Here is a 25,094-nt window from a genome sequence, read left to right on the forward strand (position 1 = left end):
AATTGTACGTAAGGTCTGTTGAGGCTGCCACGCGGCTTCTCAGGTCAGAAGGTTTTTTTGTCCTGGCGACACAGGACTGGCATCCTCCAGACCATATTTCCTTTGCGAAGAATCATCCCGGCAAAGAACCCTTTGACACGATCGAGATCAATGGTAGGACACAGGTCCTGTGGCCGTCCCATTGCGTCCAGGGAACCGACGATGCCCGCCTGCTCGTGGACGAGAGCCTTTTTGCTGCTGTCATCAGGAAAGCGCAAAATCCTCTCTTTGATAGTTACTCGGCGGTGCAGGATGACAGCGGCGAGAAAACCGGACTGGAGGCAACGCTCCGGGAGAAGGGTATCGTCTCGGTTGTCATCTACGGAATTGCCCTTGATTACTGTGTCAGGGCAACGGCCATCGACCTGGTACATGCTGGGTTCAAGACAGCCGTTGTTGAGAGCCTCTGTCGAGGTGTTTCACCTGAGACCTCTGTTCAAGCCATCACGCAGATGCGGGAGGAAGGCGTCAACGTGGTGCAAGACCTGCACGAAGCACTCGCTGATTCGCTGTCACAGGGTGGATGATGCAGTGCTTATTCGTTCGCTCTCGTTTCATGCTTCCGGTGAAAGAAGCCGGTAAGCGAATCGCAACCGACCAGCAATGATCCCCGTAAGATTCTTGAGGACGGCAAGCCCCTCGCCGGGATGCTCTTTTACGGCCGCCTCTACCAGGTCCCGTGATACCCTGAGTACCTTTGTCTCAGCGGCACATCTCGCGGTTGCGGTGTAGCTGTACGGTTCAACGAGGGCCGACCAACCGAAGATCTCTCCGGTTCGTCTCACTGCGAGGGTTCCTTCATTTTGACCTATCTCGATGTGGACGTCACCCGCAACAAGAACGTAGAAATAAGAAGCCTGCTCCCCCTTCTCGAAGATGACCGAATTCTTCTTGTAAGTACGTTCCTCTGCGCTGTTTGCGATCCGCGTGATGAAACGTTGGCTGACGCCCTTGAAAAGGTCTGATTCCATAATTGCCATGGCTTCCTCCTTCCGCACTGCTCACTTGCAAGGACATCGCCTCGCGGCGCTCCCTCTGTTGTTACCGATAAGTATGTTTTTCGTGGAAATCAAGGCCTTGGGCATCGTGGTCTGTGCCTGCAGGAGCATTTGACCCGCGTCCGATCGTGAGCACGACGCAGCAGCGCTTACGTGCTTTCCAGTTGTTGACATCGTGCAGGCGAGTGCTTAACGATAGAAAATATAAGGATTGCCGGCTTGTGGTAAGGAGGTAGGGGTGAGCAAGACCCGAAAAGGGGCAAAGCCATGAAAGAGTACGATGTGATCGTGATCGGCTCCGGTTCAGGATTGAGTATAGTCCAGAAAGCGCTGTCGGAGAAGTTGCGAGTCGCGCTCGTAGCCAGGGAATACCTGGGTGGAACCTGCCTGAATGTAGGCTGCGTTCCGTCAAAGCTGCTGATCTACCCGGCGGACCGCATCGTCGAGATAGAGAACGCGGGCAAGCTTGGCATCACCGCTGCTATCGAGAGCATCGATTTCAAAGGCATCATGGAACGGATACGAGCGTATGTTCAAAAGGGAGTCTCTTTTTTGAGGAAGGATACCACCAGTGCAAAGAATCTCGACTTTTATGAGGTCGAAGCACGTTTTGTTGCTGACTACACGCTGCAGGTAAGAGATGAGCAGATACGTGGGCACAGGATATTCATAGCGTCCGGCGCGCGGCCCCTTGTTCCCCCAATTAAGGGCATACACGATGTTGATTACCTGACGAACGAAACTCTCCTGTCGCTCGGGACGCTGCCTGCAAGTGTGGTTGTTCTTGGCGGAAGCTATATCGGGGTCGAATATGCGCACTTCTTTTCCGCGATGGGCTCGAAAGTGACCATCGTCGAAAGATTGGAAAGGCTCGTCCCGTCTGAAGAACCGGAGGTGTCTGACCTTCTGAAGAAGGAGATGGAGAAGCGCATGACGATCTACACCGGAACAATGGCGGCAGAGGTGCGTAAGGCGGCAAACGGCATTACCGTCCTGGTCCGGGAGTCACGTAACGGACAGGAGAAGGAGATCGCCGCTGAAAGACTCCTTGTCGCCGCTGGAAGGATCCCGAACGCCGACCATCTTGACGTACTAAATACAGGAGTGGAGACCGACGCCGCCGGGTTTATTAAGATCGACAAGTACCTTCAGACCACGAAAGAGCGTATATGGTCGATTGGTGATGCGACGGGCAAGCAGATGTTTACTCATGCGGCGGACAAGGAGGTTGACGTTGTCTGGCACAACGCTACTCACAGCGAAAAGATAGAGATGGACTTCAGCGCAGTTCCCCACGCGGTCTTCAGCTACCCGCAGATCGCATCCGTAGGTCTCACAGAAGACGAGGCGAGAAAGACCTACCAGATTTCTGTCGGCAAGGCTAACTATAACGATGTGACGCAAGGAGACGCCAGGATGGAAGAAGCCGGTTTCGCGAAGGCGATCGTAGAGAAGGGCACCGGGCGCATCCTCGGCTTCCACATCATCGGGCCTGAAGCTTCAGTGCTCGTACAGGAGATAGTCAACGCCGTGGCCAACAGGGCCGGCGTCGATTCAATAATGAACAGCATGCATATATTTCCCTCCATGTCGGGACTGATCACCGAGACACTCAGCAGGGCGGGATAGCGCCTCGTCGAAAGCAACACCGGATACTGGGCTCTTAGAAGCGCGTGACCAAACGGCTGATCGACGCGCAGGATCGATGCAGGAAGTCGCGAAAGACCACCGCGTACAAGCTGCCTGGCCTCAGCGGAAAGATGACCACCGCGAATAACGAGAAGCAGGAAGGGGAAGGTAGACCGTTAGATGTCGGTCGTGGTGTGAGTTGCCGTTACCTGACGCATGATCGGGATTCAGGCAGCAGCCGGAGTCTCGCGGATGATCTCCATCACCCTTCTTCGCATTGAGGCGGCATGCCCGGGCATCGTGTTTGCCTCGTCCGATTTCTCAAAGGCATTCCATGACTGGACCCAGCCAGCCAATCGGGCAAAGACCGATGACCCGCAACTGGGGCAGCGGGGATTGCATGTTGACCCTTCTACTGTGAATATTTCATCACAATCAATGCAGAGCAAAGCATCTTGCAGTTTCATGAGTTCCTCCTCTCCACCACACATCTTCACTGCGGGGCAGGCGCGTGATGCAGGAAATCTTCCGCTCAGAGGCTCAAGGGAGTCGGGTAAATTTCCTTACAGTAAATATAAGCAGAAATTGGCCCATGTCACGGGGGAGGCCGATGGTAGAAATAGCTACTCAAATTCTTCAGGGTGAGCTTACTGCTCTTGCGCTTTAACCGGGCCGTACTCAAATTATATAGCGACTCACAAACGAAAGGAGAACTGACCATGGCTTTACTCGTCGAAAAGGAGATCAGGGCTTATCAACTGAAGACCAATAAAATGGTGTGTACCGAGTGCGCTACCGATGAAGAGAGGGCAGAGGAGAGACCGGTGGTTGCGGAAGATGTCATTCACGACCCCGATCCAAAGTATTGCGTCCGATGCAAGAAAAAAATAGGATGAGCCTTATAGAGGCGGGTTTCTGTCAGTCATGATTCTGAAGACCCTGAATCAGCTGGCGGAAACGAAGAGCTATCTCGGGACCTTTAGCCTTTTCTTCGTGCTTGAAAAAGAGGAAGACATTCTTCCATTTTTGTGAACGTACCCGGTCTCTCCATAGCGAAAGATCTGCATACGTGTAACCGGAGCGACGAAGACGGAGATATCCCCACGATGCCGTGCTGGTGATCTCGCTCGTCGGATTATCGTCTGTATCCGCAACGCAGAGGCTATAATCCTTGTCGCTGAGCATGTCCAGTGTCTCAATGTCGAGTGGGGATTTGCTTCGAAATTCGAATGCGCAGTGCATGGCGGCTGGAATCAAGGTGAGGAAACGGGCAAGCAGCGGTGGGTCTACGTGAAAAGTCCCGGGAAACTGAAAAAGGACTGGTCCCAGTTTTGTCTTGAGAATCGATAGCGTCCTGAAAAGATAGGCGGTCTCCTCTTCCACGTTTCTCAACCGCTTCAGATGCGTTATGATCCTGGGAGCTTTGAATGCGAAAATAAAATGTTCAGGGACCTGCTCCGCCCAGGATGTCAGCGTCTCCTCCGTAGGCATGCGATAAAAAGTGGTGTTGATTTCCACTGTGCCGAAACGCTCGGCGTAGAAACGAAGCATCTCTCCGGGCGTAATCTTTTCAGGATAAAATCCGCCCTTCCATTCCCTGTAGCTGAACCCGCTTGTACCAACGTTCAAGTTCATCATTTGTCTGGAGATGCTTCGACTACGACTTCGCGGGCACTCTTGTCTTCGCGCAGCCTTAAAAAGACAGGCTGTCTCATGACACCGTCATCGGTCCAGCCGTGAAATAGAACCTCACAGACCAATTCCGGCTTCACCCAGGTGACGGGTGTGTTGGTCTCCGGCTTCTTCTGGAAGGGACATTCCTTCCTGACCAGCGGGTCAAGCTTTCGTCTGGTTTCCCTTAAGGTCCTTGCACTGAACCCGCTACCGACATGGCCGATGTATTCCAGCCTGTTGTGCCGATGTATTCCCAGAACCAGTGCCCCGAGATCCCTTCTGCTGCCTTTTGGTTGCGTGAATCCCGCGATCACGCCCTCCTGGGTGAGCAGTGCTTTTATTTTGAGCCATTCCCGACTCCTTCTGCCCATGCGGTATGCGCTTTGTGCATGTTTGGCAATGATCCCCTCCAGTCCTTTCCTCTTGGCGAGGTTGAAGAATAGGATACCATCTTTCGCGACGTGATCACTCAGTCTTATTCTCGGATCGGGGGGAAGAATCTTCTTCAGGATCCGCTTTCGTTGCACCAATGGGAGGCTAGTCAAGTCATGTCCTTCAAAATAGAGAAGATCGAATACGTAATAGAGCAGATGACCCTTCTTGGAATGCTGATAATCTTGCAGCATCTGAAAATCTGATCGGCCCTCGTCGTCGACCACGACGATTTCTCCGTCCAGGACAGCCTCGAAATTAAGGTTTCGAAGGGAGTCGGCAACAGGAGCAAACTTCCTGTTCAACAGGAGCAGATTTCTGGAATAGAGAGAAACAGCGCCTTTACGGATTTCTGCCACGGTCCGGTACCCGTCCCATTTCACTTCAAAAATCCAATCGGGATCATCGAAAGGCTCTTTGGTCAATGTGGCGAGCATGGGCTTTATGCGACTGGGCATCTCAGTGAGCGGCGCGTCCTTGAGTTCTTCGCTTTCCTCAGCTTCGCGGGCGCGAATCTGGGCAATCTTCTTCTGCCGATACGATTCACGAGGCGTGGCCGTGGAGATGTCTTCCAGAGTCTTGTGCGTCACCACCGACCGATTCTTGCTGAGAATATCATCCCGGGTGGCGTAGCGATCCTTCTTTTTCAAGAGAAGCCATGATTTCGGATCCTTTCTGATCTTGACCAGCGCGAATTCACCGCGGAGCTTCTCTCCTTCCAGTACGAATTTGAGATCGCCCTTGTTCAGGCCATCCAGAAGCAGGCGCTCGTTCTCATTCCGATCTAGGGCAGCGACGTGATGATAAAAACCCTTATCCCAGACAATCACGCTTCCCGCTCCATAATTGTGCTCAGGGATTATGCCCTCGAAATCTTTGTAGTCAAGAGGATGGTCTTCAACCATCATGGCCAGCCTTTTGATGGAAGGGTCAAGGGAGGGCCCTTTCGGGACAGCCCAGCTCTTGAGCACACCCTCCATTTCCAGCCTGAGATCGTAATGAAGATTGCGCGCGGCGTGTTTCTGAACGACAAAGACGAGACGCTTACCCGGAGGGCGAATTTCAGGCTTCGGTTCGGGTGTCTCTTCGAATGTACGCTTGGATTTGTAATCTTTCAGCTTCATGCTTTTTGCGGGACTGCCTTCTCGCTATAGGGAAGCTGCTGCTTCTTGACAAGCACTTCTCGAAAAAGATCGTCTTCTGTCTCGAGCCTTTGCAGGGCTTCTGCCTCGGTCACGTGCAGTGCTCCGGAGTTGCGGAGCGTGACCGTCTCTTCAAGCTCCGGCCATCCTACCGGGAAGGAGACCATCGGTTCTTTACCGGCCCGCAACGAGTAGACGCACACCATGGTTTTTGAGGGATCGTTTTGAGACCAGTTGATGAATACCTTGTTCTCGCGTTGTTGTTTGGCAATATTCGTGGTCACCATGTCCGGATAGTTTCTTTGCAGTACTTCTGCTACTGATTTGGAAAAGAGCTTTGTTTGCAGGAAGGTCGTTTTCTTGTGGTTCAGTGGAACATACACATGAAGCCCCTTTTTCCCGGAGGTTTTTACGTAACATCCAAGCTTGAAGCGCGAGAGCAGATCCCTGATAAACAAAGCAACGCGCGCCGAATCAAAAACACCAGCGGGCTCTCCGGGATCCAGATCAAAGACCATGCTGTCCGCGATATAAGGAGATGCGGCCCTGGACAGAGGCACGTGCAATTCGATGGAAGCAAGATTCTCTACCCACATGAGCGTGTTCAGATCGTTGACAAGGCAGGCGGTCATTGGCTTTCCGCCAGACGTCGGAACTTCGGCTGTGGTAACCCATTCCGGGCGATGTGAAGGACAGCGCTTCTCAAAGAAGGACTCCTTCTCCACACCTTCGGGGAATCGCACGAGCGTTAAAGGGCGGTCTTTCAAGTGGGGCAAGATGAACGGCGACACCCTTCGGTAATAATCGAGAACGTGGGCCTTGGTAAAACCGTAGGACGGGTAGAGATTCTTCTCCAGGTTTGTCAGAGAGAGTCGTTTTCCTGCGACATCCGCAACTTTCCTGTTCAACGTGCCTTTTTCACCTTCCGCATGCTCTCCTGCAGAACTGCTACGAGGTCGGCGGGGCCTTCACCTCCCTCCACTTCAACCTCCGGTGCCTCGACAACCGCCTTTTCCTTCGTCTTCCTCTCGAGGAATTTCAAAATCTTCTTCCTGCGCTCGTTTGCATACTTATGCGGATCGAAGTCGGCAGCCATCTCTTTGATGCTCTTTTTCAGGTGGCTCTCCTCTGTGGATTTCTTCTCTGTTTCATGAGGGGCAATCTCCTTGTCGGAAACTATCTCGTCGCTGTAATGAAGGGTTATCATTGAGAGAGCGCCCTGTGTGCTCCTGATCGCCACCAGATGCTCTCTTTCTCCCAGCACGAACCTGGCGAGGCCGGCCTTGCTCGTCTGCTGCATCACTTGCACCAGCAGAGCGTAGGCTTTTTCCCCGCCCTTGGAAGGAACGAGGTAATAGGGGTGATCATAACAGATCGGGTCCATATCGTTCGCGTCGAAGAACTGGATAATTTCTATGGTGCGGCTCCGCTCCGGAGTGACCGACTCCAGTTCCTCATCGGTGACTACGATGTACTGGTCGGGTCCGATTGCGTAACCGCGGACAATCTCTTCGGCAGGCACAATCTTCTTTTCCCTGGGGCAGAGCATCCTTCTCGCCAGGGGCGAATAATCTTTTCTGTGGAGCATCCGAAAAGAGACGCGTCCAGGTTCAACAGCCTTGACCAGCTGTACCGGAATCGCGACGAGGCTGAAGCTGATGGTCCCGCTCCATATGCTCTGGCCGGACCCTTCATGCTTGCCGTCTGGTGCCGGTTTTGACTGCTGTCTCCTTGATCGCCTTTCACCTGTCTGTTCACCCTGTCCGGCCGCCACCTGTAGCTTTTTCACGCGCTTCGCCTGAACCGTGCCTTTGTTTTTCATGCTACCCTCTTAAGGCTTGCCTCGAGCGTTTTGAGAAGAGTATCCGGTCGCGTTGGCTTCAGGCGTTTGGGCCGCAGGATCGCAACCTTTTCCCCTCTTGCTTTTCTATCGAGTAATTCCTGTAGCTTTTTCTGATGTTCGTTTTCGAATTTCTCCAATTCGAAAGGTTCTGTCAGCTGATTGATCAGGTCACAACCGACCTTTACTTCCTTTTGTGACAGGGCAATAACAGGCAGGCCAAGAGACTCTACCGGTATGACTTCGTCAACGTAGCGTAGCGTATTGAGGCGAAGAGTCTTTCCGACGGCGCGCAGTGACCCGACGTATGACCGTTTTCTCATGGTCCACGTGCAGATGCCTTGCATCTTGAGGTCACTCATAGCGCCTGCGAGCGCAACATATTCTGCTGCAGGGGTTTCCGGTTCGAGGTAGTAGCCCCTGACCAGGAAGAGGGGATCGATCTGTTCCGCCTCTACAAACTCATGGACTTCGATCATCCTGCTTTGTTCGGGAGCAAACTGCTCCAGTTCTTCCGGGTCGACGAGGATATATTTGCCGGTCTCCAACTGGAAGCCTCTGGTCTGGTCTTCCGGCGGCACAAGTGTGCGTTCGTACGTGCAGATCATCTGCTCTTTCAGCTTGATGAGGTCGCGCTTATGAAGCAGTTGAAACTGTATTCGATCTTCTTTGACCGCAGTGTGCAGGCTTACAGAAACATCAATGCCTTTGAAGTGGATGAAGCCTTTCCACAGCGTTTTGCCTGCCATTGCACATCCTCCTCGAAAGTATCCGGAGCCGAAAACGCACTCTGTCCTGGAAGGAAATTATACACGAAATCCACCACTGTCAAATCGATGTGCATAATGGGAATTCCGGGCATTGCGTCGCGGTGAGCGGTCAACTGCCGGGCTGGGTCTTCTGCTTGTTATCGTCAGTCACTGCTTTCTTGCGTAAACGAGGGTGGGTGCGTCTGCTCTTCACTTCGCGGCAGTATTCGCACCTGAAGTCCTTGTCCAGAAGATCCTTGAAAGTGGATTTCCCACAGGAAACGCACTGTGCGAAGCAGGAGGTTTGAGGTGAATCTTCCATGAGATTCGTACCCTCACGCGAAGCACAGAGGGGTATAACGGAGCGAAGAACATAGCTGTGAGGATGGATCAATACTAGTTCCAGTTTCCGAGACTGTCAACTAAAAAAGTCGCCGCAATTTAGAGAGCCTGGTGCTCACGTACTTCTAGCCCGCGGAGCACCCAACAGTAACTACTACCCCGTCACCACTTGCCCACTTCGTAGGCTATATCCAGTATCCGATCGATCCTGAACGTCCGTTCCTCCTTACGGAGACAACAGTATGCGCGAAGGCCCTCGAACAGTTTTCCCCGATACTCCATATCCTCTATAGAGATGGGGCGTATGATGCGCTGTGATTTCGTGTCATCAGGCTTGAGGTAGGTAATCTCCAGATTCGTGCTGCGCTTCATCGCATCGCGGATAATGCTGCGTTTCTCATCAAGGCTGATCCGCTGGTCTGACTTTTTGTACTGAAATTTCGTGAGGAAGGCCGATACCCGCCAGTCGGCGCGAATATGGCTGCGCGTTATCCTTTTGAGAAGGGTGATACCCTCGAAGCTGGTGCAGCGGCTGAGGGCAACATAGACCTGGCCATGTGCAAAGGCTCCGCGGCCAATGTCTATAATGACACGGTCAAATGTTTTTCCCTGGCTCTTGTGAATGGTGACTGCCCACGCCAGCCGGATAGGATACTGGGTGAAAGCACCCGTTTTTCTCGTCGAAATGCGTTTCGTTGCTCTGTCGTATTGGTATTCGAAGAGTTCCCAGGTGTGGAGACCGACTTCAACACTAGTACCGTCCTGTAGCGCTACCAGCACTACCTCGTCCCCGTGGCCTCCTTCGTCGTTTGCGGCGGAACATATAGTACTTCTACCGGTTATCCGTCCTATGGTCCCGTTTACCCAGCGGCCTGCCTTGTCGTTATTGACAAGCATTACCTGCGCACCAACGCGGAGTCTTAATGTTTCTTCTGCTGGCAGGGAGGATCTGTCGAACGCTCCTGTGAGTGAGCACTCGTACTGAAAAGGGGGTTCCTTCAGGGACTCCAGTTTTTCCAGGTTGCGTGCGGTGGCAAGATCGTTCGTACTCGTGAGAGTCACATAGAAAGCTTTATCTGGAGGAACGAAGCCAGGATGATGGCGCGCGTTAAGCTTTTCTATATCTGCATCGGTAAAGGACCTGTTTCGAATAGCGTTGAGAAGTGCAACAAACTCCGGTTGCGTTTGACGGTAGACCTTCTCCAGTTCGATGAACTCCATGTCGAAGGTGGGTTCCTTGAATACCTGTGCAGAAAAGAAGTAAGGCGTGTCGTACCTGTGAGAGAAAATCTCTCGTTCAGACGTGGCGACCACAGGGGGGAGCTGGTAGAGATCGCCGATGAAAATCATCTGCACGCCTCCGAACCATTCCTTTTTACGAGGCCCGTTCAGGCGAAGGAACTTCTCCACACAATCGAGGAGATCGGCTCGCACCATGGAGACCTCATCAATGATGATGGTATCGAATTGCCGGTAAAGGTGACCCTCCTGGCCTGCGACTCTTCTCACCTTCTCCAGCGTTATACTGGGCTTAAAGCCGAAGAAAGAGTGGATAGTCTGACCGTGGACGTTGAGTGCAGCCACGCCCGTTGGTGCCAGTACAGCAACTTCCTTGCTCGTCGTCTGCCGGAAGTACTCAAGAAGCGTCGACTTTCCTGTGCCTGCCTTCCCGGTGATAAATGCGTGGCGCTTCGATAATTCCATCACGTTGAGAGCCTTGCTGAATTCGGGGTTGATATCGATAGGCTTGTGAGGCATCTGCTGAAGCGTCCTTCTCGTCCTGCCAGCCTTTTATGATCTGATTGCGTGGATAGTATAGCCTAAAAGTCCTCGGCCCTTCTACCGGTCCGGTACGCAACTTTCCGACATCTTTTAAATGTATAAAAATGATTTTATAGATTACATTTTACGATAGAAAGATTTCTATAATACTACTTATAAAAGTGTTTTTGTTCGAACAATGGTATTCAGTGGTACATTATGGTACTTAAAGAAAGACTAAGAGAGACTAATTTCAGCGACGTTACATCCGCCAGTGGATCGTAACCTAAGAAGTTTTTTTGAAATCGTCCGCGTTGAGGCTATGTTTTTTCAGAAGCAGGTAGAAATCCGCCCTGTATTTACCAGCCAGTCTTGCGGCTTCCGTCACCTTTCCCCGCGATATTTGAAGAAGATACATGAGGTAGCTCTTCTCGAAAGCATCTCTCGCTTCCCTGAGTGGCTGGATCGGTGCCTGGGAAACTACGCCGCTGGTGCGCAGGATGAGGTCTTCCGTGATGAATTCCTTATCACTCATTGCCACGGCGTACTCCACCACATTCTCCAGCTCGCGCACGTTTCCCGGCCAGTCATGGAGCATGAGCTTCTGCATGGCTTCAGGGGTAAACCCTTTAATCTCTTTTTTCGCCTGCTGGCCGAACTTTTCAAGAAAGTGTTCGGCCAGGGGTGGAATGTCCTCCTTCCGCTCTCTGAGAGGCGGCAGGTAAATGGGGATCACGTGTATTCTGTAATAGAGGTCCTCGCGGAAGAGCCCTTGCTTCACCTGCTCCTCGATATTCTTATTTGTGGCGGCGATGATCCTCACATCGACATCGGTCAGTTTCTCGCTACCCACTGGGTAGAAATGCTTTTCCTGTAGAACGCGCAACACTTTTGCCTGGATAGTGAGCGGCATGTCCGCAATCTCGTCCAGAAAAATAGTTCCCTCGTTAGCCTGTGAAAAGAGTCCCTTGGCGCTGCGCACCGCGCCGGTGAACGCTCCTTTTTCGTGACCGAACAGGCTGCTCTCCAGCAGAGGCTCAGGAAGTGCAGCGCAATTGATGGCAACGAAGGGCTTTCCCTTCCGTGCGCTGGCCAGATGGATCGCCTTGGCAATCAAATCTTTTCCAGTGCCGCTTTCTCCCAGAAGCAGCACCGTTGATTCTGTCCGGGCAATGCGGGAAATCGCTTCCATTACCTTCTGCATTTTGCTGCTTCTTGTTATGATACCGGAAAAACTGTACCTCTCCTCCAGGAGCCCCTGCAGCCTTTCGATCTCAGATGAGAGCTGCCGGTTCTCCAGTGCTTTCTGGAGCTGAAAAAGAAGGTCCTGTGGCTCAAAAGGCTTGGTGACGTACCCGTAAGCCCCTCTCTTCATTGCCTCCACGGCACTTTCTATGCTACCGTGCGCCGTCAGGATTATTACGGGCATAGCGGGAATGATCAGGTGAAGCTCCTCCATCAATCGTATGCCGTCCGTGTGGATGAGTTGAAGATCGACTATGGACAGATCGACCACTTGTTCCCTTATACGCTCTACGGCTTCCCGTTCGTCATATGCAGGGATTACTTCGTACCCTGCCGCCTCGAGGCGCATCTGCAGTAACGCGACGAGATTGCGATCGTCATCTACAACCATGATTTTCCCTAACGACATAAAAACCCTTGTATCCTCAAATTTTTAATATAATCATCTCTGCACGTTCCCGCCGCACTTCCCGATTAAACGTCAGACATCTTTGCATTGTGAGAGCCTCGGCCGGCACCGCTATTCCCTATCATTGTAGCACGGCTGCGCGAAGATTTCTCCGGCGCGATTCCTTACAAAAACTATTGCTTTTTCCAGCATTGTCGATAAACTTAGGAAGACCGTGAGAACGCGAAGAGCGTACGATAGGAAACATGGTAGTGTAGCTAGCGCGCTGTCCGCGATACTTTCCCCAGCGACAATAACGCTTCTTCTGTTTGTAACCTTCGCAGGTGCTCAGGAGACTCCCGAACTCAGCGCTCGGAAAGAATTTCTCGTGCAAAAGCTCGTGGTAACGGGGCTTGCGGAGGTCGATGCGAGGGCCTTGCTTGACGATGCGAGGGTAACCCTCTACCCTGATATCCTGCAGAAAAAAGGAAAAGGCATCGACTACTTTAGTCGTAGATTCGGCTTGCTGACGCGCTCCTCCATCCAGCAGGGGCAAAGGGTCATCAGAGATAACCTGGTGGACCTGAAAAGAATAGAGGCTTCCTTCGGCGTCCCGAAGGAAGTGGTTGTTTCCATATATCGCGTGGAAACCTACTTCGGAAAATATACGGGCAGCTATCGGATATTCAATAGCCTCCTCACGATGGCGGTTTTTGAGAATCGCCGGTCTGCCTGGGCTGAGAACGAGTGGATCACCCTCATCATGTTGAGCAGGGAAAGGGGGTTCGATCCCCTGGCAATTAAAGGCTCGTGGGCCGGAGCCTTCGGGCTCTGTCAGTTTGTCCCCTCCGCATACGTCAATTACGCAGTTGACGGCAATGGTGATGGCCGCATCGATCTCTTCAATGTTACAGACGCACTGGTCAGTATTGGCAGCTACCTCAGGGGCAATGGCTGGGAAGAAGGCGACCTTGCAAAAAAAAGAAAAGCGATTTACGCATACAACCATTGTGACAACTATGTCAACGCTGTTTTGGCCTACGCCAGGGCCTTGCGAAAAACGCCTCGCCCAATTGCTGCAGTCATGTCCAGTTCCGTAACCGCAGCAGTTGGGCGAGAGCAGGTTCGCTGATTGAGTCTCCAAAGCTTCCTATGCTAATGTCTCCACCGTGAACTGAAGGTCGCCGTAGCACTCGTATTAGACTTCATGGTAAGAGTGCACGTGCGCGATGTCCCTGAGCATGCGCCCGACCACCCGGAGAAGAAGGAACCCCAGGAGGAATTTGCGGTCAGGGTAACGGACGTACCCGCACTGAAGTTTGTCCCTGTCGGACTTGTTGTCACCGTGCCGCTGCCAGTGCCCGCCTTGGTAACGGTGAGGGTATAGGTCGTCAGCCCTCCCTGGAAGGTTGCACTGATCGTATGATTAGCCGTCACGTTACTGAAGGTGTAGGACGTGACTGCGCCGACCGACATCCCGTCCACGGTGACGGAGGCCACCTTGTAGCCGCTCGACGGGGTAATGGTAAAGGTCTGACTTGCCCCTGCGTTGACGCTGACGCTCCCCGAGGGAGATATCGACCCGCCGGAACCTGCGCTGGCGGTCACGGTATAGGTAGAAGGAGAAACACTACCGGCCTGCTCCGTTACGCTGAACGCAACGCCCGCAATGGTGAGAGTGGCATTTCGAGCGTCTGACGTGTTGGCGGAGACTGAGTACTTGACTGTGCCGGTACCGGTGCCGCTGCCCGAGGTGATGGCGACCCACGAGTAGGAGTTGTTGGAAGCAGTCCAGCTGCACCCTGCTGAAGTGCTGACGGTGACACTGCCCGCGCCACCGGCACTCGTAAATGAGGCACTCCCAGGCGATATCGCATAGCTGCACGAGGCAGGGACAGTATAGGCTACTTCATTGGAGAGACTGCTCTCAGAGCCTGCAGTGGTGTATGCTGAGGCCGCAAAATAGTAGGTTGTGCCTGCCGTGAGGCCGGTTACGGTGTATGTTGTACTCGTGCCTGCATTCGCAACGGATGCGTACTGCTTGCTGGCCGTTCCGTAATAGACTTTGTATCCCGCCAGGTTCGAGACACTTACCGGATCCCAAGCCAGGGTTGCCTGAGCGCAGAAGGCTTCTTCATGAAAAAGCAGAACTGGCACCATGAGTACAAAGAGGAAGAGGAAAAGGAAACGAAAATAGGACGCTGACCTTGGTTGTGGCTTAACACAGTTGTTTATCATAGCAGCACCTCATCACTGACTTTTTTGTAGGCCTTGCGAAAGTCAGCAGATGCGGTGCTGCATTCGCTTGGCAACCTGCTGCCGTATTCCGCCTCGTACGGAACTTAGGCCAGCGGCTTTGCGTCCCATCCTTTCGAATGGTTTGCCTTTTACAAGCAACTTCTTGAAGGGCTTACCTCACGTTGAGCAGATGGACCAATGACGTCTCCGACCCCCACGTCGCATCAGATCTCTTTCCAGTCGCCCCGTCCTCCTTCATGCCCCGACCTCCTCCAAGTGAGAGCTATTTCTGAAGGATTTCTTCTCCGCGCGTGAATAAAGGTACGAGCAAAACAAGTGCCGTTTCGTGCCACGCTCTCTTATACTTAAAATTACAGCGGTTTCTTGTTCCGAGAGGAGTTACGGTACCCCATCGGTGAAGGGAATAACATGCACTTGATCAGGGTAGGGTGTATGGTGACACATGCGGATGGACCGGTTGCGGCATCCATTGCGAAATTGTCTTTCTAGTTAAGTTTTCCGTATCAGTTCGTCTCCTCGTTTCGGCAACCTTCTCCAGTTAACGAATACTATTCCGAGACAGACGAGGGGCAACCCCACCATGAGAGAACGCGTAAACTCCTCGTGCAGCAGTAACGTGCCGAACAGCACGCCGAAAACCGGAGCAAAAAAAGTGAAGACCGAAAGAAGGCTCACTGGATAGGTATGGATCAGAAAGAACCAGACCATGAAGCTCATAAAGGCCACAATGAACGCCTGGTAAAAGAGTGAAGCAACGATGAGCATGTCTATCCTGTACACCCACTGGGGTTCCAGCAGACAACTCATGACGAAAAGTATGGGTATAGAAAAAACAAGCTGGTACAGGAATGTGTTGACGGGATGGACCTTTTCGGCCATGTATTTCTTTATGTAGAGGGTTGTCGCGCCCCATAGTATTGAGCCGGCTATTTCAAGGCTGTCTCCGAGCAGCATGGATTTTGAAGCAGTCGTGGGTCGCCCCTGAAACACAATGATCACACCTATGAAGGCCAGGACGAGGCCAGTGCACTTGAGAAATGTGAGCCTATCGCCTTTCAGGCAGAAATGCGCGCCGAGCGTCACGACAAAAGGGCTCAGGTAGACAAATATGATGGCACGCGCCGCATCCGTGTAAAGCATGCCGAAATAGATACAGACAAATTCAGCACCGAACAGCAGACCGACTATGAGACCATGGAAGAGCATAATGTCCGTGTGAAGCAGCTTTTCCCGTTTGATGATGCAATAGACAATTCCACACATCGAGGCGAGAACGGAACGGATGGTTGCTGAAAAAACGGGAGCTATGCCAGCGTTGGAGTACTTGATGACAGAGTAGTTGAATCCCCAGAGCACGGTCAGCGTGATGGCGACGATAATGCCCGCCGCGTCCATGTGGTCCTTCTTTTCCGTGTGTTGTGCCACAGCGGATCCCTATCCTGCCTTTTACCACAGCAGTGATATGACTGCAACGGAAAAAGATACTGTACGACAAATGGGCCGGTGCAGACAGTTCCTTATGTCTCGACAGGTGATTCGTCGACAGAAAGATTGAAGAAAGTGCTTGTCATTCTGTTGACGTAGTCTGAAATATTGACATGCCGATTGATTGACAGCAAGCCTGGCCACGTAGTATTAGAAAGAGAAAGATTTGACCGGGATGTTGCAGATTCCTCTATTTAAAGACCTGATTTGCTATGTGTGCGGGAAGCCCCTGAAAGCAACTTCCAGCGTCGTCAGTATCGGGGGCGGGCTGAAACGGCATGTCAAATGCCGGCCGGGCTCTCGCCAATGGCAAAAAAGAGAAAAATCCTCCTTCAGAATTAAAGACGAAGAAAATTAGTCGCGGGCTCTCGAGGAGAGGCCGAGAAGCGCTTAGTCGACCATGTATATCTTTCGCCTTTCGGGTCCGCTGTACTTTGAACCGCCCGCGCCCCGTATCGGATCTTTGCCGACGGTGACCCAGCCGTCAGATCGATAGAACTTCTTGATTTTGCCTTCGGCTATCAGATCATCAAGTCGAAAAGCCGGTACATAGTCATGCCTGTCGTCGTCGTACAACACACGTATAATCATTAATCTCCTCCGTATTGAACATTCAGAGGTAAAAGCTGCTCATCCGGTAGGTGCAGACTCGCAAGCAAACCTCTGCGCAATACAATCCAGATATTTGTGACTATCAGTGCATGCTTTGCTGCTTGCAATCCGCGTTCCAAAGAAGTGCCGGCCTGGTTTGTCGCTCACTTGATTATGGCAAGGCATATACGGCAGAATAGATAGGCATGGACCTAAAGTGGAAGGGCTTTCCCGTGCAGGTCCATTAACAAACGTGATACGGAGGAGCGAGCATGTTTACCCGCTTGAGTCAGGGGTATGGAGCAAAGGCAGTGATTCTGGCAGTACTGGTAGTGTGTGCGTACCCTTCAGTTTCGTGGGGTCAGGCTGTAGCCCCTGACGAACTCCTCACACTTTCCCGTGCTATTGAACTGGCGCTCAGGAATCAGCCAAGCATTCTTGCGGGCATAGGAGCGGTGAGGGCGGGTGAAGCCAGGATTGGTGAGGCAAAGTCTAGCTACTATCCGCAGTTCAGCGCTGCCGGGGCGTACAGTAAGATTTCCCGCCCTTCTTCAAGCGCCGCGGTTACAAGCGCGGGTACGGGCGGTACAGGCACAGCTGTGGTCTCAAGTACGTCAGGCGTGTTCGACCAATATACGGGCAGCGTGGGGGTCAACCAGCTTCTATGGGATTTCGGCAAGACGGCGAGCACAGTGAGAGTCCAGGACTATAACACGCAATCGTCCCGCTACGACCTAAGAAGCACGCAGGACCAGGTGATTTTCAACGTGAAGCAGACATACTATAATCTTCTCCTGGCGATCAGGACAAGGGACGTGGCGCAGGAATCGGTTAATAACTTTGAGAAGCATCTTCAACAGGCCCGTGGCTTTTTTGAGGTGGGCACGAAGCCGAAGTTCGACGTGACGAAGGCCGAGGTTGACCTGAGCAATGCACGGCTGTCGCTGATTAAAGCGGAAAACCAGGTGAGGCTGGCGCGGGTTAACCTCAACAACGCAATGGGAACGCCCGAGGCGCCCGAGTACACGTTGGAGGACGTCCTTTTTTTTGTGAGCTATGACCTGCCGTTTGATGCTGCCCTCCAGAAGGCCTTTGCGCAAAGGGCCGATTTGCAGTCGCTGACCCAGAAAAAAAATTCGTCAAAAGAATCGATTAGCCTGGCGCAGAAAGGTTATTATCCTGCCCTGAACGCCACGGCCAGTTACTACTACACCGGGACCGAATTCCCCCTTTCGGACGGGTGGAATTACGGCTTTAACGTGACCGCCCCGATCTTCAACGGGTTTCTCACGAAGTACCAGGTCGCGGAAGCAAAGGCCAATTACGATACGGCTTCAGCCACCGAACGCTCGCTTCGTCTTTCCATAATATCGCAGGTTCAGCAGGGCTATGTGCTCCTTCGCCAGGCAAATGAGAGTATTGTCGCCTCCGATGTTGCAGTGCGGCAGGCAAAAGAGAATGTTGATCTTGCGCTGGGCAGGTATCAGGCAGGGGTGGGGAGTCCGATCGAAGTGACAGATGCGCTGACAGCCCTCTCTAATGCAGAGGTTGCCTACGTGTCTGCCCTGACGGACTACAAGAATGCCCAGGCAAGCATCGAAGTGGCCATAGGCGCGCGGGATTGAAGAGGACAGCGGGAAGACATAGTGTAGGTTATGATGCGATTACGTAATATGAGGGCGTTCTGAAACGAAAGGGGATGCGTCATGGACATGGGCCTCAAGGACAATTTTCTGAAGCTGTGGAAAAGGTACTTCAAGGGTGCGGAACTGCCGCTGGTGTTCTACTACGCGGATGAGGAAAAGCAGGCCGAGGCTGCAAAGCCGCCCAAGGGTCACCGGTGTATCGTCGGGGATCTTCAACGCGTCCGCCATGGCACTTCGCTGAAATTCGAGGCAGAAACAATAGGCTGCGGTGGAGGCCAACGCTATCTGGGTTTTTCAGAATCGCTGCGGCCCGAGTTTGAGTACTTCCTCTCATATGGCATTCCTGGCAAGTTCGAAGGTGAGCGTTACAAGAAATCTCCTGAACTGGTCACAGACCTCCTGAAGACGCTGCCTTCCTTTAAGGCTCCTTCCCGGTATATCGTATTCAAGCGCTGGGACAAGTTGCAGACAGCTGACGAGCCGCTGGTCGCCTTTTTTCTGGCCTCGCCTGATGTTTTATCAGGTCTTTTTACGCTGGCAAATTATGACCGTAATGATGTGAACGGTGTTATCGCTCCTTTTGGGGCCGGTTGCGCTACAATTGTGCAGTATCCATACCTTGAAATAAAGATGCCGCGGCCGCGAGCCGTCATAGGTATGCTCGATGTTTCCGCCCGTCCCTGTGTGCACGCAAACGCCGTGAGCTTTGCCCTGCCCCTGCAGAGGCTGGAGCAGATGGTGACAAACATGGAAGAGAGTTTCTTGATCACGTCCTCGTGGCGTAAGGTAAGCAGAAGGATAGTGTAATATACTGTACAGGAGCAAGAGCGAGAGGCGAAAGAGGTTCAGCACATGTATGAGAAATTTTATAACCTGACGAGAGAACCATTTCATATCACTCCGGACCCGCGATTCCTCTTCCTCAGCGAAGGCCACAAACAGGCGCTTGCGTCCATGGTATACGGCATTGAAAAGCGAAAAGGATTCGTGGCGATTACCGGCGGTATCGGTGTGGGAAAGACGACGATTATCCGGGCCTACCTCGAGAAGGCAGCGGCTGCGAATCTCAAGGTAATCTATATTTTCCAGGCAAACATTGGTTTTGTCGACCTTGTCAAAACCATTTACCGGGAGTTCGATCTAAAGTTGGCGACCAACAATCTTGCGGACATGGTAAACGGTCTCCATCTCGCACTCATCGAGGTGTACCGGCAGGGCAAGACGGTAGTGATTATCATCGACGAGGCCCAGAACATGCCTGTGGAGACCCTGGAAAACCTGCGCATGCTCTCCAATCTCGAAACGCCAACCGAAAAATTAATCCAGGTCGTGCTTGTAGGCCAGGCAGAGTTCGACGATTTGCTTGAAAGGCACGAGCTGCGCCAGCTGAAGCAGAGAATTGCAATCCGAACACATATCCTGCCGTTGAGTGCTGAAGACAGTTTTGCCTATATCCAACACAGGCTCTCTGTCGCCGGACTGGACAACAGTTCGATTTTTGACAAAGGAGCGCTCGATGTCATCGTTAAGGAAGCGCGTGGCATACCCCGAAAGCTTAACATCCTGTGCGACAACGCACTCATTACAGGATATGGTTACCAGAAAAATCCGGTCACGGCAGGTATCGCCAAAGAAGTGGTCAGGGACTTCGCTTACGAGTATCATCCGAGGCCTGTCTCCCGCAAGTGGCTCAAGGCGGCCCTGATCAGTCTTGTGATCATCATTGCAATCGCAGTCGCCTTCTTTCTATCTCCTTATGGGACCTTGCTGAAGGATGGAAAAAAGGCAACCATTGCGATTCCGGCCACCCCGGACAAGAAATCGAATGAATCCGCACCCGGGTCGTCGCCCTCACCCACCGTGAATCCTCCACTCCCCGCAACAAAACCTCAGGTGATGAGTCCAGCTGTCGTGAGCCCGGCATCCGGCGAACAGCAAGGCCTTGCCAGTGCTCCGGATGTGCTGCAGCCAAGAACAAGCAGAGGAGTTTACAAGACAAGGGTAGTAAAGCATGGCGAGACCCTGAGTGATCTCGTCAGGGAGGTCTACGGTCTAGGGTGGAAAACAGCGCTCGATCCATCGCTGATTGAGTTCGTGAGGCGAAACAATCCGTCTATCACCGATTCTGATCTGATCTATGCCGGCAGCGTGATCCAGTTCCCGGACTTCCCCCGCAAACAACGTTAGAAGCTGCTCCTGAAGATTCAGAACCCTACCCGGGTACGGGCGGGGCCACGATAGTCGGTGCGTGAGACTCGCGACAGCATCGAACCATGAGCCCGGTATGCCCCCCAAAAAAATAAGTAATGGGCAGTAGGCTGCAAAAATCTGTGCTAGAATATATAATTATACCAGATGACTAAATTCTTGCCGTCATGAGGAGGAAGGTGTGATGAGAGCAGCGCTGGTCCTTTTGATCGTGTTGTTGTTTGCAGCAACCTGCACGCCCACCTGGGTGGAAAACCCTGCAGCAAGAGAGCCCATTGACAAGCAGGCCCGCGCCTATCCGGCTCAGGAGTATAAGATCCAGTATGGTGACCTGCTGGATATCAAATTCCTCTACAACCCTGAGCTGAATGAGAACCTTCCCGTCAGGCCGGACGGAAGGATAACGCTGCAGCTGGTCGGTGACCTCATGGTGGTGGATATGACCCCCACGCAACTGGCTGAGGCGCTTAAGACCCGTTACGCGGCTGAGCTGAGAAAACCGGAAGTCACGGTCATTGTCCGCCAGTTCGCCGCGCAGAAAGTTTTTGTAGACGGAGAAGTGGCGAGGCCAGGACTGGTCCAGCTCGTCGGTCCTATGACTGTAACACAGGCCCTAGCCTTGGCCGGGGGCTTCACCTACGACGCGCGAAAGAATGAAGTAGTGGTGATCCGGCAGAATCCAGCGGGTAAGCCGTTGGTGACCGTGGTCAACGTGGTGGATGTTCAGCGGGGTATAGATATGACGAATGACATCAATCTGATGCCCTACGATATGGTCTATGTGCCGAAATCACCGATAGGAGAAGTGGACAAATGGGTTGACCAGTACATCCGCCGGCTGTTGCCTTTCCCGATTCCGTCTCCCATACCCACTCCGACGACAACAACCAGCAGTTGGTTCTAGCGAGGCTCAGGCGGCAACCCTTGGTTCACCATCCGGGCGGCGACACTTCGCTGCTCGGACCCACTGCTGTTTGCGGGTCTCTTGTGGTGGTTGAGGCGCGGACAAAAAAAGAGATGAGGATTGCAATCTAAGAAGGTACCGTACTGATGTCATTTCAAAGCGTACTCTGTTACGCTTCTGCGTTGATGACCGCGGGCGTAGCGATCTTTGTACTGGATCGCGGCCCGCGCATCTTTGTACATCGGATTCTTGCAGTTGGTCTGGCCGCCTGCGCACTTGAAGCAGGATTGATGGGCCTTGTTTTTGATGCGCATTCTCCTTCAGAGTTCATTCAGCGGCGGCTCCTGCAATTCGGCATAGGCCCTTTCCTGCCTGCGATCTGGCTCATCTTCTCCTTAAGCTTCGGCCGCATCAATTACAAGGAGTTCATTTCCCGCTGGAAATGGACCATCCTGGCTGCCTTTGCGATCCCGGTTATTGCGCTGTCTTTTTTTCATGATGCGCTCCTTTCTGGCAAGCCGGTCGCCGACGCAGCCGGCGCGATATTCATCAGAATAGGTTTTGCCGGATACGCTCTATACCTTCTCTCCCTGCTTGCCTCAGTACTCATCCTTATGAACCTGGAGAAGACCCTGCGCCACTCCAGCGGGATGACGCGCTGGCAAATGAAGTTCATGGTCTTCGGGGTCGGGAGTCTTTTTGGTATTTACGTCTATGTGGACAGCCAGGTCCTGCTGTACAGGCTGCTCAGCACGAATCTCGACGTTGTGCAAGTGGCTGTGCTCATCCTCGCCGATCTTCTCGTGCTGGTTTCCTTGAGCCGGGTGCGGGTACTCAGGTTTGACTTCTATGTCTCACGCACCGTTATCTACAATTCATTCTCTCTCCTGCTTGTCGGCCTCTATTTCATCATCGTCGGTGTCATGGCACGGGTCCTTTATGTGTGGAAGGGCGAGGCAGTGGTCCCGTTCCTCGCCTTTCTTCTCCTGGCTGCAATTGTGGGGCTTTCTTTATTTTTCATGTCGGACCATATGCGCCTGCGCAGGAAAAGATTTATCAGCAAGCATTTCAGGCGTCCTATTTACGATTATCAGAAGGTGTGGAATGAATTCACGCAGAAAACGGCAGCCGTAACGCAGACCCGTGAGTTGGGCTCGATGCTGTCGCGCATGGTTTCACAGACGCTGGAAGTCCTCTCGGTCACGATATGGCTCTTTGACGAACAGACGGAACGGCTCACTTTTTCCGGCTCCACCATTTTTTCAGAAGCAGAGGCAAACAATCTTAAACTGGCCGGTGAAAGCGGAACGGCATTGGCGCGAATCATGCAGGATAAAGCTATGCCCGTGCACGTGGCTGGTTCGACAGACAAGAGAGTTGAAGAAATGAGAGAAGAGCATGGAGGCGCCTTTGTGGAAGCGCATATTAAATACGCTGTTCCGCTGAAGGCGGCGGACCGTTTCGTCGGTTTGATGACCGTGAGCGACAAGGTACGGGAGGTCACGCTGTCACCCGAGGATTATGACCTGCTGAAGACCATCGCGGACCAGGCAGCGGCAACGCTGCTGAGTCTTAAACTTTCCGAGCGTCTGCGGCAGATGAAGGAGTTAGAGGCTTTCCAGACCATGTCTGCCTTTTTTATGCATGACTTGAAGAACCTCGCTTCAAAACTCTCGCTCGTGACCCGGAACCTGCCGGTGCATTTTGAAAACGCCGAGTTTCGTGACGATGCGCTGCGGGCGATCTCCCAGAGCGTCGCCAAAATAAACGGGATGTGTACGAGCCTTTCTCTGCTGAGCCAGAAACTGGAGTTGCACCAGAAGGAGTCTGATCTGAATAGACTTGTGGAGGAGACGTTATCCGGATTTGCAGGCAACCTAAAATCGTGTGTCGCATTGGAGCTCGGCCCGCTCACGCCGCTCAGCGTCGATGCCGAGCAGATACAGAAAGTGCTTGTCAATCTTCTCATGAATGCTCACGATGCGATACGAGAAGATGGCCAGATCACGGTCAGGACCCATCTCCAGGACGGCTGGGCAGAATTATGCGTCAGCGATAATGGTTGCGGCATGTCGGAAGAATTTTTGAACAAGCATCTTTTTCAGCCGTTCAAAACCAGCAAGAAGCAGGGCATGGGAATCGGTCTTTTTCACTGCAGAACGATCGTTGAAGCACATGGCGGCAGAATTGCGGTCGAGAGCGAGCAGGGGAAAGGGACAACGTTCCGCGTGCTCCTGCCGGCAAAGACGGGCTTGTCATCATCATCCAAAAAAGAGTGAAGGAGGTCGCGTGCCACCCGAACCCACGTCCAACGACTTACACCAATCTCCTAAGCCTAAGCTGCTCGTCGTCGATGATGACGAAGATTTACGCACGCAGATGAAATGGGCCTTAGCCAACGAGTATGATGTGCTCCTCGCGGAGGACAGGCAAAGTGCTCTTGAAGCAGCCCGGAACAAAAAAGTGCAGGTCGCTATTCTCGATCTTGGGCTTCCGCCATGGCCGGCCAGCGTTGAAGAGGGATTCGCGACACTCGCGGATATCCTTTCAATAGACCCACTCGTCAAAATCATCATTGCAACTGGACGGGGCGAGAAGGAACATGCGTTGCGCGCAGTGACTGACGGCGCGTACGATTTCCTCTACAAACCTGTGGAGATTGAAGAATTGAAAGTGCTCCTGAAGCGAGCCTTTTATCTGGCGGGGCTCGAGCGGGAACACCAGGAATTGCAATCGAGGATGGGCGAAGAATCCTTCCAGGGCATTCTCGGCACGAGCTCCAAAATGCAGGAGGTGTTCGCGACTGTCCGGAAGGTCGCCACAACCGACGTCCCCGTGCTGGTTTCCGGGGAAAGCGGTACGGGCAAAGAACTCGTGGCGAGCGCGATCCATCGCCTCAGCCGGCGCAAGAATCACCCTTTCGTAGTGATCAACTGCGGGGCGATACCCGAAAACCTGCTCGAATCGGAACTCTTCGGACATGAGAAAGGGGCTTACACTGGAGCGCACGTGCAGCGCAGAGGGCGTGTGGAAGCTGCCCACAGCGGCACACTTTTTCTCGACGAGATAGGGGAACTCTCGCTGCCGCTGCAGGTCAAGCTGCTCCGTTTTCTTCAGGAGCAGGTAATCGAGCGCGTGGGCGGCAGGGAGCAGATAAGGATCGACGCGCGCGTTATAGCCGCAACAAACCGGGATCTAAAACAGGCTATGAAGGACGGGGGGTTCAGGGAGGATCTTTATTTTCGTCTGGGGGTCGTCACCATTCCATTGCCTCCATTGCGGGAGCGCGAAGGAGACATTTTGCTCCTTGCAAACGTGTTCCTGCAGAGATACGCAGCAGAGAACAAGAAAAAGAAACTTTCGGGATTCACAAATCAGGCCGCGGCTGCACTAGAGGAATACACCTGGCCGGGGAACGTGCGGGAACTGGAAAACCGGCTGAAACGGGCTGTGATCATGGCCGAGGGGACCAAGGTTACCCCGGCTGATATGGAGATGGAAGCGTCGGGGAGTAGACGTGAGATGTCCACCCTCAAAGACGCGAGAGAGGCTTTGGAGAGGGACATGGTAAAGAGAGCGCTCGCGCGGAATAACGACAACATGACGCGGACCGCCGACGAGCTCGGCGTAAGCCGGCCGACGCTGTACGAGTTGATGGAAAAGCTGGGGATAGAGAGGAAATAAAAGGCGGTTGACAGTTACCGGTTTACAGTTGACAGCGGTCAAACACAAGAGGTGGTTAAGGGTCTGCGAGTGGACGTG

Annotated in this window: 22 protein-coding genes and 1 riboswitch; of the genes, 10 read left to right on the top strand and 12 right to left on the bottom strand. The window is 52.9% G+C overall.

What is annotated here, in order from left to right; translation table 11 throughout:
* Positions 1-566, top strand: a 566-nt coding sequence (locus tag VMT71_18160) for an isochorismatase family protein (protein ID HVN25897.1), incomplete at its 5' end; no start/stop codon positions are given.
* A 27-nt stretch (positions 567-593) separates the two neighbouring features.
* Here VMT71_18160 and VMT71_18165 read toward each other — a convergent pair.
* Positions 594-1,019, bottom strand: a complete 426-nt coding sequence (locus tag VMT71_18165; protein ID HVN25898.1) for a cyclic nucleotide-binding domain-containing protein — start codon at positions 1,017-1,019, stop codon at positions 594-596.
* A 285-nt stretch (positions 1,020-1,304) separates the two neighbouring features.
* Here VMT71_18165 and VMT71_18170 point away from each other — a divergent pair, with 285 nt between their 5' ends.
* Positions 1,305-2,666, top strand: a complete 1,362-nt coding sequence (locus tag VMT71_18170; GenBank protein ID HVN25899.1) for a dihydrolipoyl dehydrogenase — start codon at positions 1,305-1,307, stop codon at positions 2,664-2,666.
* 227 nt (positions 2,667-2,893) lie between these two features.
* On the opposite strand, the gene VMT71_18175 is transcribed toward VMT71_18170, so the two are convergent.
* Positions 2,894-3,133, bottom strand: coding sequence for a hypothetical protein (locus tag VMT71_18175; protein ID HVN25900.1), 240 nt, complete (start codon positions 3,131-3,133; stop codon positions 2,894-2,896).
* Between the two features lie 252 nt (positions 3,134-3,385).
* On the opposite strand from VMT71_18175, the gene VMT71_18180 reads away from it, so the two are divergent.
* Positions 3,386-3,562, top strand: a complete 177-nt coding sequence (locus tag VMT71_18180) for a hypothetical protein (GenBank protein ID HVN25901.1) — start codon at positions 3,386-3,388, stop codon at positions 3,560-3,562.
* 22 nt (positions 3,563-3,584) lie between these two features.
* Here the strand turns inward: VMT71_18180 and VMT71_18185 are convergent, their stop codons facing one another.
* The 7 genes from VMT71_18185 to VMT71_18215 all read right to left on the bottom strand — a co-directional run bounded on the left by VMT71_18185 (position 3,585) and on the right by VMT71_18215 (position 12,260).
* Positions 3,585-4,304, bottom strand: a complete 720-nt coding sequence (locus VMT71_18185; protein HVN25902.1) for a DUF72 domain-containing protein — start codon at positions 4,302-4,304, stop codon at positions 3,585-3,587.
* Complete coding sequence (gene ligD / locus VMT71_18190) at positions 4,301-5,896, bottom strand: non-homologous end-joining DNA ligase (GenBank protein HVN25903.1); 1,596 nt, start codon at positions 5,894-5,896, stop codon at positions 4,301-4,303. Before ligD (VMT71_18190) ends, VMT71_18185 begins: the two co-directional genes overlap by 4 nt.
* Positions 5,893-6,822, bottom strand: a complete 930-nt coding sequence (gene ligD / locus VMT71_18195; protein ID HVN25904.1) for a non-homologous end-joining DNA ligase — start codon at positions 6,820-6,822, stop codon at positions 5,893-5,895. Before ligD (VMT71_18195) ends, ligD (VMT71_18190) begins: the two co-directional genes overlap by 4 nt.
* Positions 6,819-7,736: a Ku protein gene (locus VMT71_18200; GenBank protein HVN25905.1), complete on the bottom strand. Its 918-nt coding sequence runs from the start codon at positions 7,734-7,736 to the stop codon at positions 6,819-6,821. Before VMT71_18200 ends, ligD (VMT71_18195) begins: the two co-directional genes overlap by 4 nt.
* Positions 7,733-8,503 carry a Ku protein gene (locus VMT71_18205; GenBank protein ID HVN25906.1) on the bottom strand — a complete coding sequence of 257 codons (771 nt, stop codon included), beginning with the start codon at positions 8,501-8,503 and terminating at the stop codon, positions 7,733-7,735. Before VMT71_18205 ends, VMT71_18200 begins: the two co-directional genes overlap by 4 nt.
* Positions 8,504-9,007: 504 nt before the next feature.
* Positions 9,008-10,603, bottom strand: coding sequence for an AAA family ATPase (locus tag VMT71_18210; protein ID HVN25907.1), 1,596 nt, complete (start codon positions 10,601-10,603; stop codon positions 9,008-9,010).
* 289 nt (positions 10,604-10,892) lie between these two features.
* Entirely contained in the window at positions 10,893-12,260 is a 1,368-nt protein-coding gene (locus VMT71_18215; GenBank protein ID HVN25908.1) for a sigma-54 dependent transcriptional regulator, read from the bottom strand.
* Between the two features lie 367 nt (positions 12,261-12,627).
* On the opposite strand from VMT71_18215, the gene VMT71_18220 reads away from it, so the two are divergent.
* A complete protein-coding gene (locus VMT71_18220; protein ID HVN25909.1) occupies positions 12,628-13,371 on the top strand; it encodes a lytic murein transglycosylase in 744 nt (247 codons plus the stop codon).
* A gap of 23 nt (positions 13,372-13,394) precedes the next feature.
* On the opposite strand, the gene VMT71_18225 is transcribed toward VMT71_18220, so the two are convergent.
* The 3 genes from VMT71_18225 to VMT71_18235 all read right to left on the bottom strand — a co-directional run bounded on the left by VMT71_18225 (position 13,395) and on the right by VMT71_18235 (position 16,574).
* Entirely contained in the window at positions 13,395-14,477 is a 1,083-nt protein-coding gene (locus VMT71_18225; GenBank protein ID HVN25910.1) for a fibronectin type III domain-containing protein, read from the bottom strand.
* A 66-nt stretch (positions 14,478-14,543) separates the two neighbouring features.
* A riboswitch (cyclic di-GMP riboswitch) is annotated at positions 14,544-14,634 on the bottom strand.
* A gap of 353 nt (positions 14,635-14,987) precedes the next feature.
* Complete coding sequence (locus VMT71_18230; protein ID HVN25911.1) at positions 14,988-15,923, bottom strand: DMT family transporter; 936 nt, start codon at positions 15,921-15,923, stop codon at positions 14,988-14,990.
* A 450-nt stretch (positions 15,924-16,373) separates the two neighbouring features.
* Positions 16,374-16,574: a hypothetical protein gene (locus tag VMT71_18235; protein HVN25912.1), complete on the bottom strand. Its 201-nt coding sequence runs from the start codon at positions 16,572-16,574 to the stop codon at positions 16,374-16,376.
* A gap of 272 nt (positions 16,575-16,846) precedes the next feature.
* Between VMT71_18235 and VMT71_18240 the strand changes: the two genes are divergently transcribed.
* The 6 genes from VMT71_18240 to prsR all read left to right on the top strand — a co-directional run bounded on the left by VMT71_18240 (position 16,847) and on the right by prsR (position 25,016).
* The gene (locus tag VMT71_18240; GenBank protein ID HVN25913.1) at positions 16,847-18,199 is read left to right on the top strand and encodes a TolC family protein; all 1,353 of its coding nucleotides are present in this window, start codon (positions 16,847-16,849) and stop codon (positions 18,197-18,199) included.
* A gap of 81 nt (positions 18,200-18,280) precedes the next feature.
* Positions 18,281-19,027 (top strand): DUF169 domain-containing protein, encoded by a 747-nt coding sequence (locus tag VMT71_18245; protein HVN25914.1) that lies wholly within the window; start codon positions 18,281-18,283, stop codon positions 19,025-19,027.
* A 45-nt stretch (positions 19,028-19,072) separates the two neighbouring features.
* Positions 19,073-20,407: an AAA family ATPase gene (locus VMT71_18250; protein HVN25915.1), complete on the top strand. Its 1,335-nt coding sequence runs from the start codon at positions 19,073-19,075 to the stop codon at positions 20,405-20,407.
* Between the two features lie 205 nt (positions 20,408-20,612).
* Positions 20,613-21,332, top strand: coding sequence for a polysaccharide biosynthesis/export family protein (locus VMT71_18255; GenBank protein ID HVN25916.1), 720 nt, complete (start codon positions 20,613-20,615; stop codon positions 21,330-21,332).
* A 146-nt stretch (positions 21,333-21,478) separates the two neighbouring features.
* Positions 21,479-23,611 (top strand): XrtA/PEP-CTERM system histidine kinase PrsK, encoded by a 2,133-nt coding sequence (gene prsK, locus VMT71_18260; protein HVN25917.1) that lies wholly within the window; start codon positions 21,479-21,481, stop codon positions 23,609-23,611.
* A 10-nt stretch (positions 23,612-23,621) separates the two neighbouring features.
* Complete coding sequence (gene prsR, locus VMT71_18265; protein HVN25918.1) at positions 23,622-25,016, top strand: PEP-CTERM-box response regulator transcription factor; 1,395 nt, start codon at positions 23,622-23,624, stop codon at positions 25,014-25,016.
* Positions 25,017-25,094 lie beyond the last annotated feature (78 nt).

Source organism: Syntrophorhabdales bacterium, from assembly GCA_035541455.1.
GTDB lineage: Bacteria > Desulfobacterota > Syntrophorhabdia > Syntrophorhabdales > WCHB1-27 > JADGQN01.

What these genes read in the sequence shown, in the direction of transcription:
- VMT71_18165 (HVN25898.1), bottom strand. Translation starts at nt 1,019, where the DNA reads ATGGCAATTATGGAATCAGACCTTTTCAAGGGCGTCAGCCAACGTTTC.
- VMT71_18170 (HVN25899.1), top strand. Translation starts at nt 1,305, where the DNA reads ATGAAAGAGTACGATGTGATCGTGATCGGCTCCGGTTCAGGATTGAGT.
- VMT71_18175 (HVN25900.1), bottom strand. Translation starts at nt 3,133, where the DNA reads ATGAAACTGCAAGATGCTTTGCTCTGCATTGATTGTGATGAAATATTC.
- VMT71_18180 (HVN25901.1), top strand. Translation starts at nt 3,386, where the DNA reads ATGGCTTTACTCGTCGAAAAGGAGATCAGGGCTTATCAACTGAAGACC.
- VMT71_18185 (HVN25902.1), bottom strand. Translation starts at nt 4,304, where the DNA reads ATGATGAACTTGAACGTTGGTACAAGCGGGTTCAGCTACAGGGAATGG.
- ligD (HVN25903.1), bottom strand. Translation starts at nt 5,896, where the DNA reads ATGAAGCTGAAAGATTACAAATCCAAGCGTACATTCGAAGAGACACCC.
- VMT71_18200 (HVN25905.1), bottom strand. Translation starts at nt 7,736, where the DNA reads ATGAAAAACAAAGGCACGGTTCAGGCGAAGCGCGTGAAAAAGCTACAG.
- VMT71_18205 (HVN25906.1), bottom strand. Translation starts at nt 8,503, where the DNA reads ATGGCAGGCAAAACGCTGTGGAAAGGCTTCATCCACTTCAAAGGCATT.
- VMT71_18210 (HVN25907.1), bottom strand. Translation starts at nt 10,603, where the DNA reads ATGCCTCACAAGCCTATCGATATCAACCCCGAATTCAGCAAGGCTCTC.
- VMT71_18215 (HVN25908.1), bottom strand. Translation starts at nt 12,260, where the DNA reads ATGTCGTTAGGGAAAATCATGGTTGTAGATGACGATCGCAATCTCGTC.
- VMT71_18225 (HVN25910.1), bottom strand. Translation starts at nt 14,477, where the DNA reads ATGATAAACAACTGTGTTAAGCCACAACCAAGGTCAGCGTCCTATTTT.
- VMT71_18235 (HVN25912.1), bottom strand. Translation starts at nt 16,574, where the DNA reads ATGATTATACGTGTGTTGTACGACGACGACAGGCATGACTATGTACCG.
- VMT71_18240 (HVN25913.1), top strand. Translation starts at nt 16,847, where the DNA reads ATGTTTACCCGCTTGAGTCAGGGGTATGGAGCAAAGGCAGTGATTCTG.
- VMT71_18245 (HVN25914.1), top strand. Translation starts at nt 18,281, where the DNA reads ATGGACATGGGCCTCAAGGACAATTTTCTGAAGCTGTGGAAAAGGTAC.
- VMT71_18250 (HVN25915.1), top strand. Translation starts at nt 19,073, where the DNA reads ATGTATGAGAAATTTTATAACCTGACGAGAGAACCATTTCATATCACT.
- VMT71_18255 (HVN25916.1), top strand. Translation starts at nt 20,613, where the DNA reads ATGAGAGCAGCGCTGGTCCTTTTGATCGTGTTGTTGTTTGCAGCAACC.
- prsK (HVN25917.1), top strand. Translation starts at nt 21,479, where the DNA reads ATGTCATTTCAAAGCGTACTCTGTTACGCTTCTGCGTTGATGACCGCG.